At 53.1% G+C, this 15,853-nt stretch carries 12 protein-coding genes and 1 riboswitch; of the genes, 3 read left to right on the top strand and 9 right to left on the bottom strand.

Translation table 11 applies throughout. The annotated features are described in order from the left end of the window. Positions 1 to 10: 10 nt before the first annotated feature. The 9 genes from R70723_RS02130 to R70723_RS32695 form a co-directional block, all read right to left on the bottom strand. Positions 11 to 802, bottom strand: coding sequence for an energy-coupling factor transporter transmembrane component T family protein (locus tag R70723_RS02130; RefSeq protein ID WP_039869389.1), 792 nt, complete (start codon positions 800 to 802; stop codon positions 11 to 13). Further along, positions 795 to 1,673, bottom strand: coding sequence for an energy-coupling factor transporter ATPase (locus R70723_RS02125; RefSeq protein WP_039869387.1), 879 nt, complete (start codon positions 1,671 to 1,673; stop codon positions 795 to 797). Before R70723_RS02125 ends, R70723_RS02130 begins: the two co-directional genes overlap by 8 nt. Further along, on the bottom strand, positions 1,649 to 2,512 hold the full coding sequence (locus tag R70723_RS02120; RefSeq protein WP_039869384.1) for an ATP-binding cassette domain-containing protein: 864 nt from the start codon (positions 2,510 to 2,512) through the stop codon (positions 1,649 to 1,651). The genes R70723_RS02125 and R70723_RS02120 overlap by 25 nt, the downstream gene beginning before the upstream one ends. Positions 2,513 to 2,530: 18 nt before the next feature. Then, a complete protein-coding gene (locus R70723_RS02115) occupies positions 2,531 to 3,094 on the bottom strand; it encodes a Gx transporter family protein (protein WP_039869381.1) in 564 nt (187 codons plus the stop codon). Then, positions 3,078 to 3,461 carry a NusG domain II-containing protein gene (locus tag R70723_RS02110; protein ID WP_039869379.1) on the bottom strand — a complete coding sequence of 128 codons (384 nt, stop codon included), beginning with the start codon at positions 3,459 to 3,461 and terminating at the stop codon, positions 3,078 to 3,080. Before R70723_RS02110 ends, R70723_RS02115 begins: the two co-directional genes overlap by 17 nt. A gap of 209 nt (positions 3,462 to 3,670) precedes the next feature. Further along, the gene (locus R70723_RS02105) at positions 3,671 to 5,203 is read right to left on the bottom strand and encodes an HD-GYP domain-containing protein (protein ID WP_039869377.1); all 1,533 of its coding nucleotides are present in this window, start codon (positions 5,201 to 5,203) and stop codon (positions 3,671 to 3,673) included. 505 nt (positions 5,204 to 5,708) lie between these two features. After that, a complete protein-coding gene (locus R70723_RS02100; RefSeq protein WP_039869375.1) occupies positions 5,709 to 6,650 on the bottom strand; it encodes an alpha/beta hydrolase in 942 nt (313 codons plus the stop codon). A gap of 153 nt (positions 6,651 to 6,803) precedes the next feature. Next, the gene (locus tag R70723_RS34200) at positions 6,804 to 8,945 is read right to left on the bottom strand and encodes a choice-of-anchor A family protein (RefSeq protein ID WP_081957149.1); all 2,142 of its coding nucleotides are present in this window, start codon (positions 8,943 to 8,945) and stop codon (positions 6,804 to 6,806) included. Positions 8,946 to 9,038: 93 nt separating this feature from the next. Then, positions 9,039 to 9,129: riboswitch (cyclic di-GMP riboswitch) on the bottom strand. A gap of 1,182 nt (positions 9,130 to 10,311) precedes the next feature. Then, positions 10,312 to 11,919, bottom strand: coding sequence for an alpha/beta hydrolase (locus R70723_RS32695; RefSeq protein WP_052421157.1), 1,608 nt, complete (start codon positions 11,917 to 11,919; stop codon positions 10,312 to 10,314). Positions 11,920 to 12,323: 404 nt separating this feature from the next. Here R70723_RS32695 and nrdI point away from each other — a divergent pair, with 404 nt between their 5' ends. Genes nrdI through nrdF form a run of 3 tightly spaced genes read left to right on the top strand, consistent with a single transcriptional unit; the run spans position 12,324 to position 15,751 of the window. Beyond that, positions 12,324 to 12,683: a class Ib ribonucleoside-diphosphate reductase assembly flavoprotein NrdI gene (gene nrdI, locus R70723_RS02075; protein ID WP_039869371.1), complete on the top strand. Its 360-nt coding sequence runs from the start codon at positions 12,324 to 12,326 to the stop codon at positions 12,681 to 12,683. Further along, entirely contained in the window at positions 12,670 to 14,754 is a 2,085-nt protein-coding gene (nrdE, locus tag R70723_RS02070; RefSeq protein ID WP_039869370.1) for a class 1b ribonucleoside-diphosphate reductase subunit alpha, read from the top strand. The genes nrdI and nrdE overlap by 14 nt, the downstream gene beginning before the upstream one ends. Positions 14,755 to 14,791: 37 nt before the next feature. Then, entirely contained in the window at positions 14,792 to 15,751 is a 960-nt protein-coding gene (nrdF, locus tag R70723_RS02065; protein WP_039869367.1) for a class 1b ribonucleoside-diphosphate reductase subunit beta, read from the top strand. Positions 15,752 to 15,853: the final 102 nt, after the last annotated feature.

Here is a 15,853-nt window from a genome sequence, read left to right as displayed (position 1 = left end):
CCCCTAAATATTACAGTACTGCTACTGCAACTCCCATGATGATGAACATAATAATGAATAAAGTATCCGCTGCGCCCCACCTCAGGCGGTGATACCGGGTACGCGGGGCATCCATGCGGAAGCCTCTCGCTTCCATGGAATAGACCAGATCCTGCGCCCGCCGGAAGGCGCTTGTGATTACAGGTACAAGCAGTGCTACCAGCATCCGTCCCTTTTCCTTCAGCGGAAGCTCCTTCAGATCCGCCCCGCGGGAGGCCTGTGCCTTCAGGATAATCTGCGATTCATCAAGGATCGTGGGAATAAAGCGCAGCGCAAGTCCGATCATCATCGTGAGCCGGTCCGGCTTCAGCCCCAGCTTCTTGAACGGGGACAGAATGCCCTCAAGCCCCTGGTTCAGCTTACCTGGAGTCGTCGTAAACGTAAGCAGCGAGGTGAAGGTAACCAGGAACAGCATCCGGATGACGGAAAAGGCACCCAGCCGCAGACCGCCCTCATGCAGCGAAAAGGAACCTAAAGTCAGCCAGGCTTCGCCTTCTTTTACCGAAAACACCTGTACAATAAAAATAAACAGCATCAAAAAGCGTAACGGCTTCGCCGATTTAATGAAATATTTAAGCGGGATGCGCGTTGACAGCATCACTGCTACCGAGAATACTGCCAGCAGCCCCATTGCCGCCCAGGAATGAGAGAGCAGAATAATAGCGAGATACAGCAGCATTCCGGTTATTTTGGAGCGGGCATCCAGCTTATGTACCCAGGAGCCGGTCTCAATGCTGCGTCCGAGCAGCAGTCGTTCATTCATGGCTATCCCTCATTCCTTCAGCCTGCAGTAAAGCAATCCGTGCAGCCAGGCTTTCTGCAGTCAGGCAGGGCTTCTCGCCCTCCAGGCCGAACCGCCTGGCAACCGCCTGCCAATACCGGAGCGAATGCGGAACACTCAGACCGCAGCTCTCCAATATGTCCGGGTCTGCCGCCAGCTCCTGCCCGCTTCCCTGAAAGACCAGGCTGCCTTCTTTCAGCAGCGCCCAGTGATCGGCGTAGGGCAGCAGCTCGTCCATCCGGTGGGTTACGATAATAATGGTCCGTCCCTGCTCGCGGCAAAGCCGGTCCAGCAGTCCGATCAGCTCAGCCCGGCTAAGCGGGTCAAGCGTTGCTGTCGGTTCATCCAGTACAATAATCTCCGGATCCATCGCCAGCACTGAAGCGATTGCTGCTTTGCGCATCTGTCCCCCGCTTAGACGGAACGGATTGCGCTCCAGCAGCTCAAGCTCCAGCCCCATATCGGTCATAGCCTGACGCGCGCGCGCTTTAGCCTCCTCCGGACTCATTCCGAAATTAAGCGGCCCAAAGATCAGGTCCTTCTCGACCGTTTCTTCGAACATCTGCTGCTCCGGAAACTGAAAGACCAAACCTACCCTGCGGCGCAGCGGCAGCAGCCGGGGGGCCTTCTCCCCAGCCTGAATGGTAACATCCAGCACCCTGACTGTTCCCTGGGATGGCTTCAGAATTCCATTGAACAGCTGCAGCAGGGTAGACTTGCCGGACCCGGTTGCTCCGGCGATACCCAGCATCGTGCCTTTAGGAACACTAAGATTAATATCATGCAGCGCCGTCTGCCTCCACAGGCTCCGGTCAGCGTAGGTATAGCTTACTTGCTGTAGTTGTATGGCCATAATGTATCTATAAGCTCCTTTTCACTGGCGGGAACATCCGTTTTGATGCCCAAGCGCTGCAATGCACGGGCAAGCTGCCAGGGATAAGGCTCGCGCAGATGACATACGGCAAGCAGCTCCTCATTCCGGAACAGCTCCTCCGGCGTCAGGTCCGCCGCCACACTGCCCCCGTGTAGGGCCAGCACCCGGTCAGACGCCAGAATCTCGTCGGCATCATGTGTGATCATCAGGATCGTGAAGCCTTCCTTGCGCATCCCCTGCAGAACATTCAGCAGCTCATTGCGGCTGCCCTCATCCAACATGGAAGAAGCCTCGTCAAAGATGACGATGCCGGGCTTCATGGCAAGAATGGAGGCGATTGCTACCCGCTGCTTCTGTCCGCCGGACAGTTCACCCGGATGCTTGGACAGCAGGTGGCTGATCCCCAGCTTCTCTGTATACATTTTCAGCCGTTCATCCATCTCTTCATAGGATAAGCACAGCCCTTCCAGGCCGAACAGAATATCCTCTTCGACTGTAGCCCCGATGAACTGGTTATCGGGATTCTGAAAGACCATGCCGATGCTGTTGCGGATAGAACCGATTGTTTCCTCTTCCAGGCGATGACCGCTGACAACAATCTCCCCGGCGCTCTTGGGAAGCAGGGCGTTTAGCAGCTTAACGAGCGTTGATTTGCCGCAGCCGTTCGGGCCGACGATGCTTACCCACTGCCCCCGGGGTACTGACAGCGTAATATCATGCAGAATAGGGTGCTCCGGATCATATCCGAACGCAACCCCTTCCAAAGAGATGACCGCTGCCTGATCAACAAATTTATTGTTAGTGTATGTTTCTCTCATATTGTCATCCTTCCGCTGCTAATAGCTCCGTCCGTCCAAAAACTCTTCAAACAGCGAAATCCTGGACAGCGAAGCCATCAGATAACGCACTGCAAAGCCTACAAGAATCCCGGTCACAATCCCCGTAATCAGCAGGATCGGCAAGTAATAAAGGATCGTCGTAGAATTGAACACCATGGATGCAGCAACCAGCTGTCCGGTATTATGGGCAAGCCCTCCGGCGATGCTGACTCCGATTACACTCAACCGTTTGCCGGTGAAGCGGATCAGCAGGAACATCACCACAAAGCTGAGCAGCGAGCCAAACAGGCTGAAGAGCAGACTTGAGAACGTACCGAGCAGAAACGAGGTAAGCAGCGTCTTCAGAATGACGAGCATAAAGGCATCACGGCCGCGTAAAAAGTAGATACAAGTCAGGATCATAATGTTGGCAAAGCCCAGCTTGGCGCCGGGCATCATTCCCATTGCGGCCAGCGGAATCTGGGCCTCAACTATACTGAGCACTACAGCAACAGCCGCAAAGATGGCAATGATTACTGTTCTTTTCAGGGCTGTCGCCGATTCCCTACTGGACATAGCCATCGATTTCATCTCCTCCCGAGGTCCCTGCAATCTCTACCAGCACCCGGTGCGGCAGACAGACTATGGTCTGTTTGGGCTGGGTGATCCGGCCGAAGCCGAGACACACCTGATCGGGGCAATCCGCTTCATACATTTCAATACCGTAATCATGCACCTTGAGCAGGTTATACCCCCGCTCGGTACGGATCTCAATACTCTGTTCTTCCTCCGTAAGCTGCACGCTTTTAAACAGCTTGCCGTCCACTGTTATATTGGCCACGAGATTCTTGCCCGGCCCGCCCTTATCGCCGCCTACCCATCTTGGCACGAGAAAAGCAAGCGCAGCAATCAGCACGATTGAAATAAGCAGCACATCTGCGCGTTTCATAGAATTCTCCTTATTTTTTAATTAAAAACCAGACTTAATAATTATAACGGTCTCCCTTAAAACCTTCAATGAATGTAGTCGTTAATTGTCGGTTTTAAGCTTACGTTCACAAAATAGGCACGCAAAGCAGAAGCGGATACCCCCATAATCTGGATAGTATCCGCTTACGCTCCGAAGGCACGGCAGAGGCTGCTGCTGCCGCCCTTCTGCTATCCGGTCCGGCCCGGATACTCCCTCTTGTCTACATTTACATTTTTCCCGAAGTATGCCAGAAATAACCCGGCGAACTGCGGATCCCACTGGCTGCCCCGGCCCTTCTCCAGGATAGCCAGCGCCTGCTCATGATCCATCCCCTTGCGGTACGGCCGATCCGAGGTCATCGCATCGTAGGCGTCAGCTACCGCAATGATCCGCCCGTGCAGCGGTATGGCGGTTCCCGCCAGGCCGTCGGGATAGCCTTGGCCGTCATAGCGTTCATGGTGGGAGCGCACTCCTTCCAGGTAAGGGGCCATCTTCTCCACCGGCTCAATCTGGCGCAGGATATTTTCGCCGAGCACCGGATGGCTTTTGATCCGGTCAAACTCCTCATCCGTCAGGTTACCCTCTTTGAACAGGACATTGTCCGGCACGCCGATTTTGCCGATATCATGCAGCAGCGCTGATTTGCGGAGATCGTCCAAGCTTTGCCCGGTCAGGCCGGCCAGTTGTCCGATAATAACGGAGTATTCAGCCACCCTCAGCGAATGTCCGGCCGTATAGGAATCCCGGGCATCCAGCGCGACGGCAAGAGTTGTAAAATAACTGTCCAGCAGCTGCCTGCTCTGCTGCTCACGGTCCTGAAGCCCGCGCACCATCATATTGAAGCCGGCAACGAGCTTAGAAAACTCATCGGAATATTCATCCTGTACCTGCAGAAGCCGTCCCTCTTTGATATTATTCATAGCCTTATACAGCTCGTTAATCGGATGCTGTACGCTGTTGGTAAGAAGCAGGGCTGCAACCGAGGAGAAGAAGGTACCGATCAGCAGCACCATTCCTGCCCAGGTCCAGTAGTTCTGGAAACCGACAAGCATGCCTGTTCCCGTATTGTTCATGCGGATATGGGTAGCCATTATAAACAAGAACAGCGGAAATGTACCGATCAGCATACAGCTGATCAGAAATTTCGGGCGGATTGGCACAAAGACATGCCCCTCCAGCGAAAAATCAATATTGTGCAGCTCCATTGCCCGGTTTCTGAATTCCTTAATTAAAGGAATGATAGCTGAGCAGGTAAGGTAAAATTCAATCAGCGCATGCATGCTCGCAACCAGAATGGCTCCGACCACTGCCATCACCAGATAAAAATAAGGAATGGTAAGCAGACCGGCATGAATCATCCAGATCGTCATCAGGGACGCAGGCAGAGAAAGCCCCATAAGATGCGGCCCGAGAATCCGCATAACGGCATGCCTGGGCAGCTGATGCGTCTGCAGATAAGCCTTCTCCAGCACTGCCAGCTCAGGCTGCGGCTCCAGCAGAGCCGCACGGATCGGCCTGATATGCCTGACAAACACACTGATCTCCGTAATAGCCATAATTGTGAATGAGAGCAGCAATACAATTAACAGCCGGCCGTACTCCTCCATGCTGATCTCCAGAGAAGAGAGCAGTATCAGGCTTCCTACCGCCAAGACCGCAACAACGGAGCCAAATAAGTAATTGCCAATCTGCTTTCTTAAAAATGCCCCGTATATATTCATTAGCACTCCCATCCCCGGTCTTACCCAGCCCCTATTTTACATTTGCTTTTTTTTATATATCGCGCTATAATATAGGAATATTTGTTTAGGTGTATATGTATCCCCATCAAGAAGATGTCAGGCCGATAGCTTTACTTCTTTCTTTTATCGGCAATTTGGACACAAAATCTTACGTTTTCTTGCATGACTCTTCCTTTTTATGAGATTAAATTCGAATATAGCATTCCGACTCACACTGGCGCGGCCTCGGAGCCGCAAGGACAAGAGAGAGGTAGGGCTCTTGTCGTTTTGGAAGGATTATCTCGCCATACGGCTGCTGGAAATAACAAGGAATTACGACACCCGTCACACTCACGGACGGCGGGGGATGAAATATACCTATAAGACATGGACTTGCTGCTTATCCGTTGCAGATAAGCACAGCCGTGTGTGGAACATATTAGTGCCCGGTAACCGCAGCTTGCGGGTGCCGGGCACGTCTACTTTTCCGGGACTTATTCCGGTGTCACTGTACATACCGCCCGACAAAACTGCTTACCTTGGCAATATACCCCGTCTTATCTGTGTCATAGGCCAGACCATGTCCTGCCCCGTGCACGACCAGCTTCTCTTTTGGTGCACTGCAGGCCTGATACAGCTCCTCCATCATGAAGAAGGGCACGAACTTGTCAGCATCCCCGTGAATGAACAGAATCGGGACCCTGGCTTTTCTGACCTGCTTGAGCGCCGAGGCTTCTCCGAAGGAGTACCCCGCCTTGATCCTTGTAACCAGACTGGCACACTGCACAAACGGAAAGCCCGGTAAACGGTACATCCGCCGGAGCTGATAGGACAGCTGTGCTTTGACCGAACTGTAGCCGCAGTCCTCTATGACAGCTTTGACCTGCACCGGAAGCGGTTCCCCCGCAGTCATCAGCACGGTTGCCCCGCCCATGGAGACCCCGTGCAGGACAATTTGTCCCTCTGCACCTGTCTCTTCCAGTACCCATTCAATCCATTTCACAACATCATGACGCTCAGGCCAGCCGAAACCGATATAATTCCCCGTACTTTGCCCATGCCCTCTCGCATCCGGAAGCAGCACATTATAGCCCAGCCGCTCATAATACAATTTCGCTATTGCTCCCATGTCCTTTCCCTTTCCGGAATAGCCGTGGGCAATAATGGCAGTACGGCCTGCAGCCTGCTCAGACGCCAGAAAATAACCCTTTAGCTCCAGACCATCTCCTGAGCGCAGCTGAACCTCCCGGAAATGCTGGCGCGCAACCCACTCAGCTCCTTCTCCCCAGGAGGCACCGGCAACAGGCGGGTCAAGCTTCAGATCCGGGCTGCTGGCCAAAAACTCCTTTGGTGCGCGCTTGATTGCCACACCGTAGAAAAAAAATCCCGCATAGCTCAGCGCAGCAGCGGCTATGATCAGCACTGCCGCTATTACAATTAACCACATACCACAATCTCCTTTATATTCAGTCATCCGTCTCCCTATTATAAGCCTTTCCGCACAGCCGCAGAAAAAAGGCTGCCCGGAGTCTATCTTCCGGCAGCAGCCTTTAAGATAACCCGGCGGAATCACCCTTTCATCCGCCGCGGTCTTACCGTTTTAGCTTTTACGTTTGCTGGTTCTGGTTCTGCTTAGCAGCAGGCCCAGGACAGCCAGGGTCAGACCTGTAATATAATATGGAGCCGGACTCGCTTCTCCGGTTTGCGGCAATGTAGCCGCTGCTGTGGCACCCGGATCGGTAACACCGCCCAGCGGTATTTCATCATCAAGGATGATTTCATCATCCGGACCCGGTCCGGCTGTCGGACTCGGCTTCGGTGTTGCCTGAGGTGATGTTACTCCTCCTACGGCTGCAGTCGCACTTGCGACAGGTCCAAGCGGTACGGGATTATCGTCGATCTCCAGCTCCTCATCTGTCACAATCGTTCCGATGACTGTCGGACCGGCCGGAGTCGGAGGGGTTCCGCCCGGAATAGCAATTACACTCGTGGGCGATGCCGTTGCCGGCACTGTAGGACCAGGCGTTACAGCGCTTGTTGGTGCTGCTGTTGGTGCTGCTGTTGGTACTGCTGTTGGCGCTGTTGTTGGTGCCGTTGTTGGTGCTGTTGTTGGTGCCGTTGTTGGCGCTGTTGTTGGTGCCGTTGTTGGCACTGTTGTTGGTGCTGTTGTTGGTGCCGTTGTCGGTGCCGTTGTCGGCGTTGCCGTCGGCGTTGGCGTCGGTGCCGCTGTCGGCGTTGCCGTCGGTGCCGCTGTCGGCGTTGGCGTCGGTGCTGCTGTCGGCGTTGGCGTTGGTGCTGCTGTCGGCGTTGGCGTCGGTGCTGCTGTCGGTGTTGGCGTTGGTGCCGCTGTCGGTGTTGGCGTCGGTGCCGCTGTCGGTGTTGGCGTCGGTGCCGCTGTCGGCGTTGGCGTCGGTGCTGCTGTCGGTGTTGGCGTTGGGGCCGCTGTCGGCGTTGGCGTCGGTGCTGCTGTCGGCGTTGGCGTTGGTGCCGCTGTCGGTGTTGGCGTTGGCGCCGCTGTCGGCGTTGGCGTTGGTGCCGTCGTCGGCACTGGTGTCGGCGTTACTGTCGGTACTGGTGTCGGCGTTACTGTCGGTACTGGTGTTGGCGTTGCCGTCGGTACTGGTGTTGGCGTTGCCGTCGGTACTGGTGTTGGCGTTGCCGTCGGTACTGGTGTTGGCGTTGCCGTCGGTACTGGTGTCGGCGTTACTGTCGGTACTGGTGTCGGCGTTACTGTCGGTACTGGTGTTGGCGTTGCCGTCGGTACTGGTGTTGGCGTTGCCGTCGGTACTGGTGTTGGCGTTGCTGTCGGCACTGGTGTCGGCGTTGCTGTCGGCACTGGTGTCGGCGACGGAGTCGCTGTAGGCGTTGTTCCGTTGTCGCGGCCAGTGTAAGGCTTATGGTGGAACTCTCCGCTTCCTTCCAGGGAGGCTCCGATCATGCTTCCGTTAATCTGCCCGTTGTTAAAAGTAATTGCTGCATTCGGTGCCAGTACAGTCCCCATGATACCGATGCTCTCCATCCGCAGGGCTGTCGCCTGCGGGAAGTTATAGAGCACTTTATTCTGGCTTACACCCTCCAGCCCGTTTCCGTTCTTGAACGTGACTGAAGCTCCGTCTATATTAACGATAACAGTAGAGCCCGCCGGTGCATTAATCCGCAGCTCATTGGCACCCGTAAGCGTGGTTCCTGAAACCGAGAATACATTTAATACCGGATCGGTACCCGTCAGTTTAATGTTTCCATAGTTGTCTTCCGTCTTGCCGTTCACTGTCAGAGCTGCAAGCTGCAGAGACTTGGTGCGGAGCAGGGCAAACTCTGAAGCAAAATGAATTACATTCGCCTCCTGCCGCAGCGTCCCCGTTCCGCCCCGCGGTTTGCCGGAGCCTGAATAAGTGCCGCCGTACACGGCACTACCGTTAACTTCTCCATTCTCATAGGTGAGATTGCCGCCGGCCACAAGTGAATCCATCTCTGCAATTTCTGCTGCACTCAGGCTAGGGCCTACAGAATATCCCTGGGTAAGGGTAATGTTGCCTCCGGCAGCCATTCTGCCTTCAGAATCACTGTGGTAGCCTTTAAGATCACCGAGAATAAATACATTGTACTTACCCGCAATACCCGGGAGGGGATTGCTGTCAGCCCTTATCTTACCCTGGCCGGCCGAAGCCAGCCAGCCGCTGATCAGCAGAACTGCAGCCATAGTCAGAGCAAAAGATAATTTGAATACGGATTTACGTTTCATTATTAATTCCCCCCGTAAGATGCGTATAAATTCCAGTTATAGCAGCACCTACATCAACAAACGAACAAAAAAAGCCGCCAGGAAGTCGAGCTCCATGGCGGCCGGACGATCATAGCCCTCTCTCAAGGACTGTAGACTCCTGGCTTTGCGTCCCGCACTTTCGGGCGGTTTGCGATTATACATGAGAAAGTATGTAATTGAAATAGAGTAAGTAGTCTATGACATTTGTTACTTTAGCACTAAACTTAGTGTATTCCCTGACTCGTATTTTTGTCAATCTATTCCTTATAATATTTTTCCATAAAAATCGATTTTTCTGAAAAGACAGGCCTTCAGAGCTTTTTTTCAGCTGTTGATCCCTATAATTCTATTAATTGTCCAGCCAATCCTCTCTTATACTCCTGAATACTCGTATTTCAATACTTAAAAATCAAACTATTCAAACGTTGTAATATAGTATATTTGAACTATTTTATTTTTAAAGAAATGCTCCGCCGCTTCATTATTCTTTTTTATATCCCATTCTATGCTTGTCAGTTTCATAAAAGGCATACTATCTTCACTCAGACGAAAAAAAACTGCCTGACGGTTACCCGCAGACAGTTCATCCCACACTTATTTCTATTATATAAAAAGCTGCAGCCAGCCGAACATCGACATCCAAAGCGGAATACTTAAAAACAGGCCAAACACCAGACCGCGGCGGAGACTTCCTTCATGATTCATCCTCAAGCTCCTCTTTTCGGCGAAAATTATTTTTAACTTTAGTATTACAAATTTAATATAAAACAATTCCGGAAACTTTATTGTGAAATATGTCACATTATTCTGCGTTTATAAAAATAAATAAAAGGCCTTGCCATGGGAGTTGGCAAGACCTGAAGGGTACCATATACACTGGGGGGGTGTCTGGTCTATTCAATATAAAGGATCTACCTGAAAATAAGCTGATAGGAAGCTAAAAATTACATTAAAATCGTCCAGCAGCCCAAGGTGCTGATTACCACCACCAGCGCTACAGGATAAAGAATTTTCCGGCTCACCTTATCTCTAAAGGTAAAAAACAGACAAAGCATACAAAGCCACGCAATAAGGAGACTGCCCATTTCCTATGCATACGCTCCTTCCTGACCTCTAATCTATATTAAGAAGATACCCGTGCGGTACCTCATACATACCATTTTAACCGGTAAAATTTTTTCTCCTATATATAGAAGAAAAGCGCAGGCTCCGGTAATATCCGGAACACCGCGCTGCATCAATAGTTGTCATTCCAGCCTGTGCCTGCATGAGTACGGTCTCTTGCTCCCTTACTAATATAAAGCATACTGGTGATTTGTCAAATCGGTACGGCCAATGTAGGCCGTCAGATACAAAGCTCTGCGCCCTCCGCCGCAAAAACAAAGCGCAGCATCGGGCTGAACAGGGGCTGCAGCACGGACATATGCCCCTCTCCCTGAAATTCATTATAGGCCAGCCGGCTGAGCCCGCCGCCGGTATAAGGGACCAGGCGCTCATAAAATGCCCTGGCGTTCTCCAGCATGCCTCCCTCCTCCGAGCCGAGGCCGATCATCAGGGAACAGGTAAGCTCTCCGCTGCGCAGCTTCTCCTCCAGCTCAGGCAGCATATCGAACAGCACCCGGTTCTTCCACCAGAGGGACGGACTGCCGGCGATATAGGTACTGAACAGCCCGCTGCGGCAGATCATCGTATATAGGGTGAAGAAGCCGCCCAGCGAATGACCGAACAGCGCCGCCCGGGTGTGATCCACGCTGTATCTTCGGCTGATCAGCGGCATCAGCTCGAGTCCGATGAAATCGAGAAAAGCATCGGCCCCGCCGTTCACCGGCCAGGGCGAGCCGTCGGGACGCAGTCCCTGCTGCGTATCCGGCACAGTGAGGTCCCTGAAGCGCCGCTCGGCCACAAACGGCCCGTCTGCCGGATAACCGATGGAGACAACCATACCGGACGGAAGCCCCCGCGGATGGCGGGTCTGGAGCCGCATCGCATCATTCAGCGAAGCAAAGTAGGCGTTGCCGTCAACAGTGTACAGCACCGGGTATCCCTCCGGCGGGGCTGGCTTCAGCGGAAGATGGACAAAGATCCGGTAAGTCAATCCGTTGTAGAGCGAGGTCATATCCCACACCTCGGTTCCCGGCAGCATGCAGGCGCTGACCGGTGACATCAGCTCGGCTTCCGCACCAAGCCGCCGCGCCGCCGCACCTGCCTGCTGTTCATCAGCTGCCCCGTACAGCCACTGCAGCGCTTCAGGAAACCGTGCAGACATAGAGGCAAGGTCATGGGCCGCCCCGTCGGCTAGAGACAGCCGCAGCCGCTGCTCATCAGCCAGCTGGCCGCGCAGGCTGCGGTACAGCTGCAGCGTGCTGGGCACCGCCTGCCGCTGGATATTCTGCTTGTACACACCCTCGCGGTTACCCACAGAGAAATACAGCTTCTGTCCGCCGTCCGGCAGCAGGTTAGCTTCAGTGAAGGCTAATACTCCTTCATACCAGATGGAGGGAGACAGCATGCCGAACCGCCCGAAGGCATCGGGACGCCAGTAAGCCGCCAGCAGGGTAACCAGCCCGCCCAGTGAATATCCGAGCATTCCGGTTGATTCCGGTTCCGGGTCTGTCCGCAGGACTGAATCAATGTAAGGCTTAATACTGTCAGCGATTTCATTGAGATAGGCGGGCCCTCCTCCGCCAAAATCCGCTTTTCCCTCTGTTGCAGCAGACTCCGGCCAGGGTGTATAATCATCATTTCGGGAAGAGCTGCTGATTCCGATAACGATCAGCTCAGCAAGCAGCCCTTCACGGAACAGCCTGTACATATAATTCAGGTTATTCATCATCAGGGTTGCGCCGTCATGCAGGTATACTGCAGGATAACGTTTTTGGGACAGCTTATAGGAAGGTGGCAGGAATACCGTCAAGCGGCGCCCCTGCCAGTCCAGCTCCTGCACTTCAAACATCAGGCCTTCATCCTTTCATCCTTCATCTCTGCCGGTTGTTTCTTTCGTTATTATGAAAGCTTTTAGGGATTTGCACCATAGACGGAGACCGGATCGGGCATGGATTTTTGGGGACCGGATGCGTGAAGGCATTTTTTGCCGCCTCCTCAGACTCTATTAAAAATAATAGAATAAAATTTTAGAGATCAGATTGCAGACGGGGCCTGGCCTTACCGTTTCTGAAGGGCTTTCAGGAGGGCGGAGACGGCCTTTTGTTCGCTTGACTTTTCAACATATGGTAGTAAAATGATTGAAGTCCCCTAAATGTAGTGTATATAGTAGTTAAACTCATATACCTAGCGGAATACCAGAGTACGATTACTAAAGTATAAATAGAACCATTGTTATAGGAGGTTAGAGCGACTATGCTGATTGCTTACGATTCCAAAACCGGCAATGTCAGACGGTTTATCAACAAGCTGAAGCTGCCTGCTGTACAAATTGAAGAGCATATGATGATCGACGAGCCTTATGTGCTTGTTACATACACCACCGGATTTGGGCAGATCCCCGAGAAGGTGTCTTCTTTTTTGGAGAAGAACCATTCCAGGCTGAAGGGCATTGCCGCGAGCGGCAACAAAAACTGGGGTGAGCTGTACGCACACAGCGCAGACCTGATTGCAGAGCGGTATAATGTGCCGGTAGTCGGCAAGTTCGAGCTGTCAGGAACATTTGGCGATGTGGAGCGAATAAAACAGGAGGTGAACCGGGTTGCGGCATATTGAATTGAATAACATGTTGATGAAGAGAGACGAGACCGGATTTTTCCAGCTCGATAAAGACCAGGAGGCTGTAGCGGAGTTCATGCGTGATGTGGAGCGCCGCAGCTTAACCTTTACAAGCACCAAAGCCAAGATTGACTATATGATCGCCAATGACTATTACGAGGACCTGTATGACCGTTACAGCGCAGCTGAGATGGAGGATGTCTACCGGATCGCCCACGAGTACGATTTCCGTTTTCCTTCCTATATGGCGGCTTCCAAGTTCTATACAGACTACGCCGTCAAAACCAATGACCGCAAGCAGTACCTCGAGCATTATCCGGACCGTGTAGCGGTTGTAGCCCTGCACCTGGGACGCGGAAATGTCGAAACGGCCCGCACCCTGGCCCGCTCCATGATGGAGCAGCGCCTGCAGCCGGCCACCCCGACCTTCCTCAATGCCGGCAAAAGCCGCCGCGGCGAGATGGTTTCCTGCTTCCTGCTGGAAATGGATGACTCACTCAATTCCATTAACTATGTGCTTAACACCTGCATGCAGCTGTCCAAAATCGGCGGCGGTGTTGCTGTGAATCTGTCCAAGCTGCGCTCGCGCGGCGAGACCATCAAAGGCGTTGAGGATGCAGCCAAAGGCATCATGCCTGTCCTGAAGCTGATGGAAGACGGCTTCTCCTATGCTGATCAGATGGGCCAGCGCAAGGGCTCCGGTGCGGCATACTACAATATTTTCGGCTGGGACGTGCTCGAATTCCTCGACAGCAAAAAGATCAATGCCGACGAGCGGACACGCCTGAAGACGTTGTCCATCGGTCTGATCGTGCCGAACCGCTTCTACAAGCTGGCGCAGGATAATCAGCCGCTGTACGTGTTTGCGCCTTATACTGTTTTCCAGGCCTACGGCACTCATCTGGACGATATGGATCTCGACGAGATGTACGACACCCTGCTCACTGATCCGCGCGTGAAGAAAAAGGTTGCCATGAGCGCACGCGACATGCTGACCAAAATTGCCATGATCCAGCTCGAATCGGGCTATCCATATATGATGAACAAGAGCAATGCCAATAACGCTCACGCCCTGAAAAATGTCGGCCAGGTCAAAATGTCCAACCTGTGCACCGAGATTTTCCAGCTGCAGGAGACTTCCGAAATCAACGACTACGGCCAGGAAGATGCGATCCGCCGTGATATCAGCTGCAATCTGGCTTCCCTGAACATCGTGAATGTGATGCAGCACGGCAAAATCCGTGAATCCGTCCACGAGGGCATGCTCGCCCTGACCGCGGTCAGCGACATGACCACCATTTCCAATGCTCCGGGTGTAGCCAAAGCAAACAAGGAGATGCACTCCGTCGGCCTTGGTGTCATGAACCTGCACGGTTACCTTGCCAAGAACAAGATCGCTTATGAAAGTGAGCAGGCCCGCGACTTTGCCCGCACGTTCTTCATGACAATGAACTACCACTCGATTGAAAAGAGTATGGAAATTGCCGCTGAAACCGGCGAAACCTTCTACGGATATGCGGAGTCTGATTATGCGACGGGTGTTTATTTTGACCGCTACGTGTCTACTAATTACCAGCCGGTTACGGCAAGAGTACAGGAGCTGTTCGCAGGCATCTACATTCCTACCCAGGAAGACTGGAAGCAGCTGCGTGAGGCTGTTAAGAAAAACGGCCTGTACCATGCCTACCGCCTGGCGATCGCTCCAACTGCAAGCATCTCATATATCCAGAATGCCACATCCAGCGTAATGCCGATTGTGGAGCAGATCGAGACCCGTACCTATGCCAACTCGACTACCTATTATCCGATGCCTTATCTGCAGCCGGACAATGTATTCTATTATAAATCCGCTTATCAGATGGACCAGTTCAAGGTGATTGATCTGATTGCGGAAATCCAGCCCCATATCGACCAGGGTATCTCGACCGTCCTGCACGTGAACAGTGATGTAACGACCCGTGAGCTGGCCCGCTGCTACCTGTATGCGGCACACAAGGGCCTGAAGTCGCTGTATTACACACGCACCAAAAAGCTGTCCGTCGAGGAATGCCTGACCTGCTCGATTTAAAGGGCCGTACGGCTACAGAAAGGGAGATTAGACCATTATGAGCGCAATTCAAGCCGTGAACTGGAACCGTCCCGACGACGACTTCTCGCTGATGTTCTGGAACCAGAATATTATGCAGTTCTGGACCGACGACGAAATTCCATTATCCGATGACAAAATGTCCTGGCTGACGCTGAGCGACACCGAAAAGGACTCTTATATGAAGGTGCTGGGCGGGCTCACCCTGCTCGACACCATTCAAGGCGGCGTAGGGATGCCGCAGATCATGGAGCATGTAGACGGCTTGCAGCGCAAGGCGGTGCTCGGCTTCATGGGGATGATGGAGCAGATTCATGCGAAGTCCTACAGCAGTATCTTTACGACGCTGGCTTCGACTGAGGAGATCGACGGCATCTTCCGCTGGGTGGAGGACAACACGTTCCTGCAGTTCAAAGCCCAGACCATTTCCGAGTATTACAAAAAAATTGAAACACCTAAGGATCTCTATCTGGCGATGGCGGCTTCCGTCCTGCTGGAGAGCTACCTGTTCTACAGCGGATTCTTCTACCCGCTCTACCTGGCCGGCCAGGGCAAAATGACCTGCAGCGGCGAAATCATCGACCTGATCCTGCGCGACGAGAGCATCCACGGCGTTTATGTCGGCGTGCTGGCCCAGGAGATTTTTGAGGACCTGTCCGAGGACGACCAGCGTGACGTCTACCAGACACTCGTTGGGCTGCTGCGCCTGCTGCATGCGAACGAGGAGCAATATACCGAGCAGATCTACGCGCCAATCGGACTTGTAGAGGAAGTGAAGACCTTCCTGCGCTACAATGCCAACAAGGCGATGATGAACCTGGGTCACGACCCGCTTTTTGGCGAGGAAGAGATCAACCCGATCGTCCAGAACGGGATCAGCACCCACACCAAGCAGCATGACTTTTTCTCCAAAAAAGGCAACGGCTATGTCCGCGCGCTGAACGTGGAGCCGCTGCGTGACGAGGACTTTAGTTTCTAAATTTTTAAGCATAGCAAAAAGGGGCGTTACCGCCCCTTTTAATGCCGCCGGGGGTTCCCGGCGGTTTTTTTTGTATAAGCTAATGCCCGTTGGCACCGCACC

Source organism: Paenibacillus sp. FSL R7-0273 (genome assembly GCF_000758625.1).
Taxonomy (GTDB): domain Bacteria; phylum Bacillota; class Bacilli; order Paenibacillales; family Paenibacillaceae; genus Paenibacillus_AQ.
Note: the sequence above shows the minus strand (reverse complement) of the source record. Positions and strands in the feature narration are given on the sequence as shown.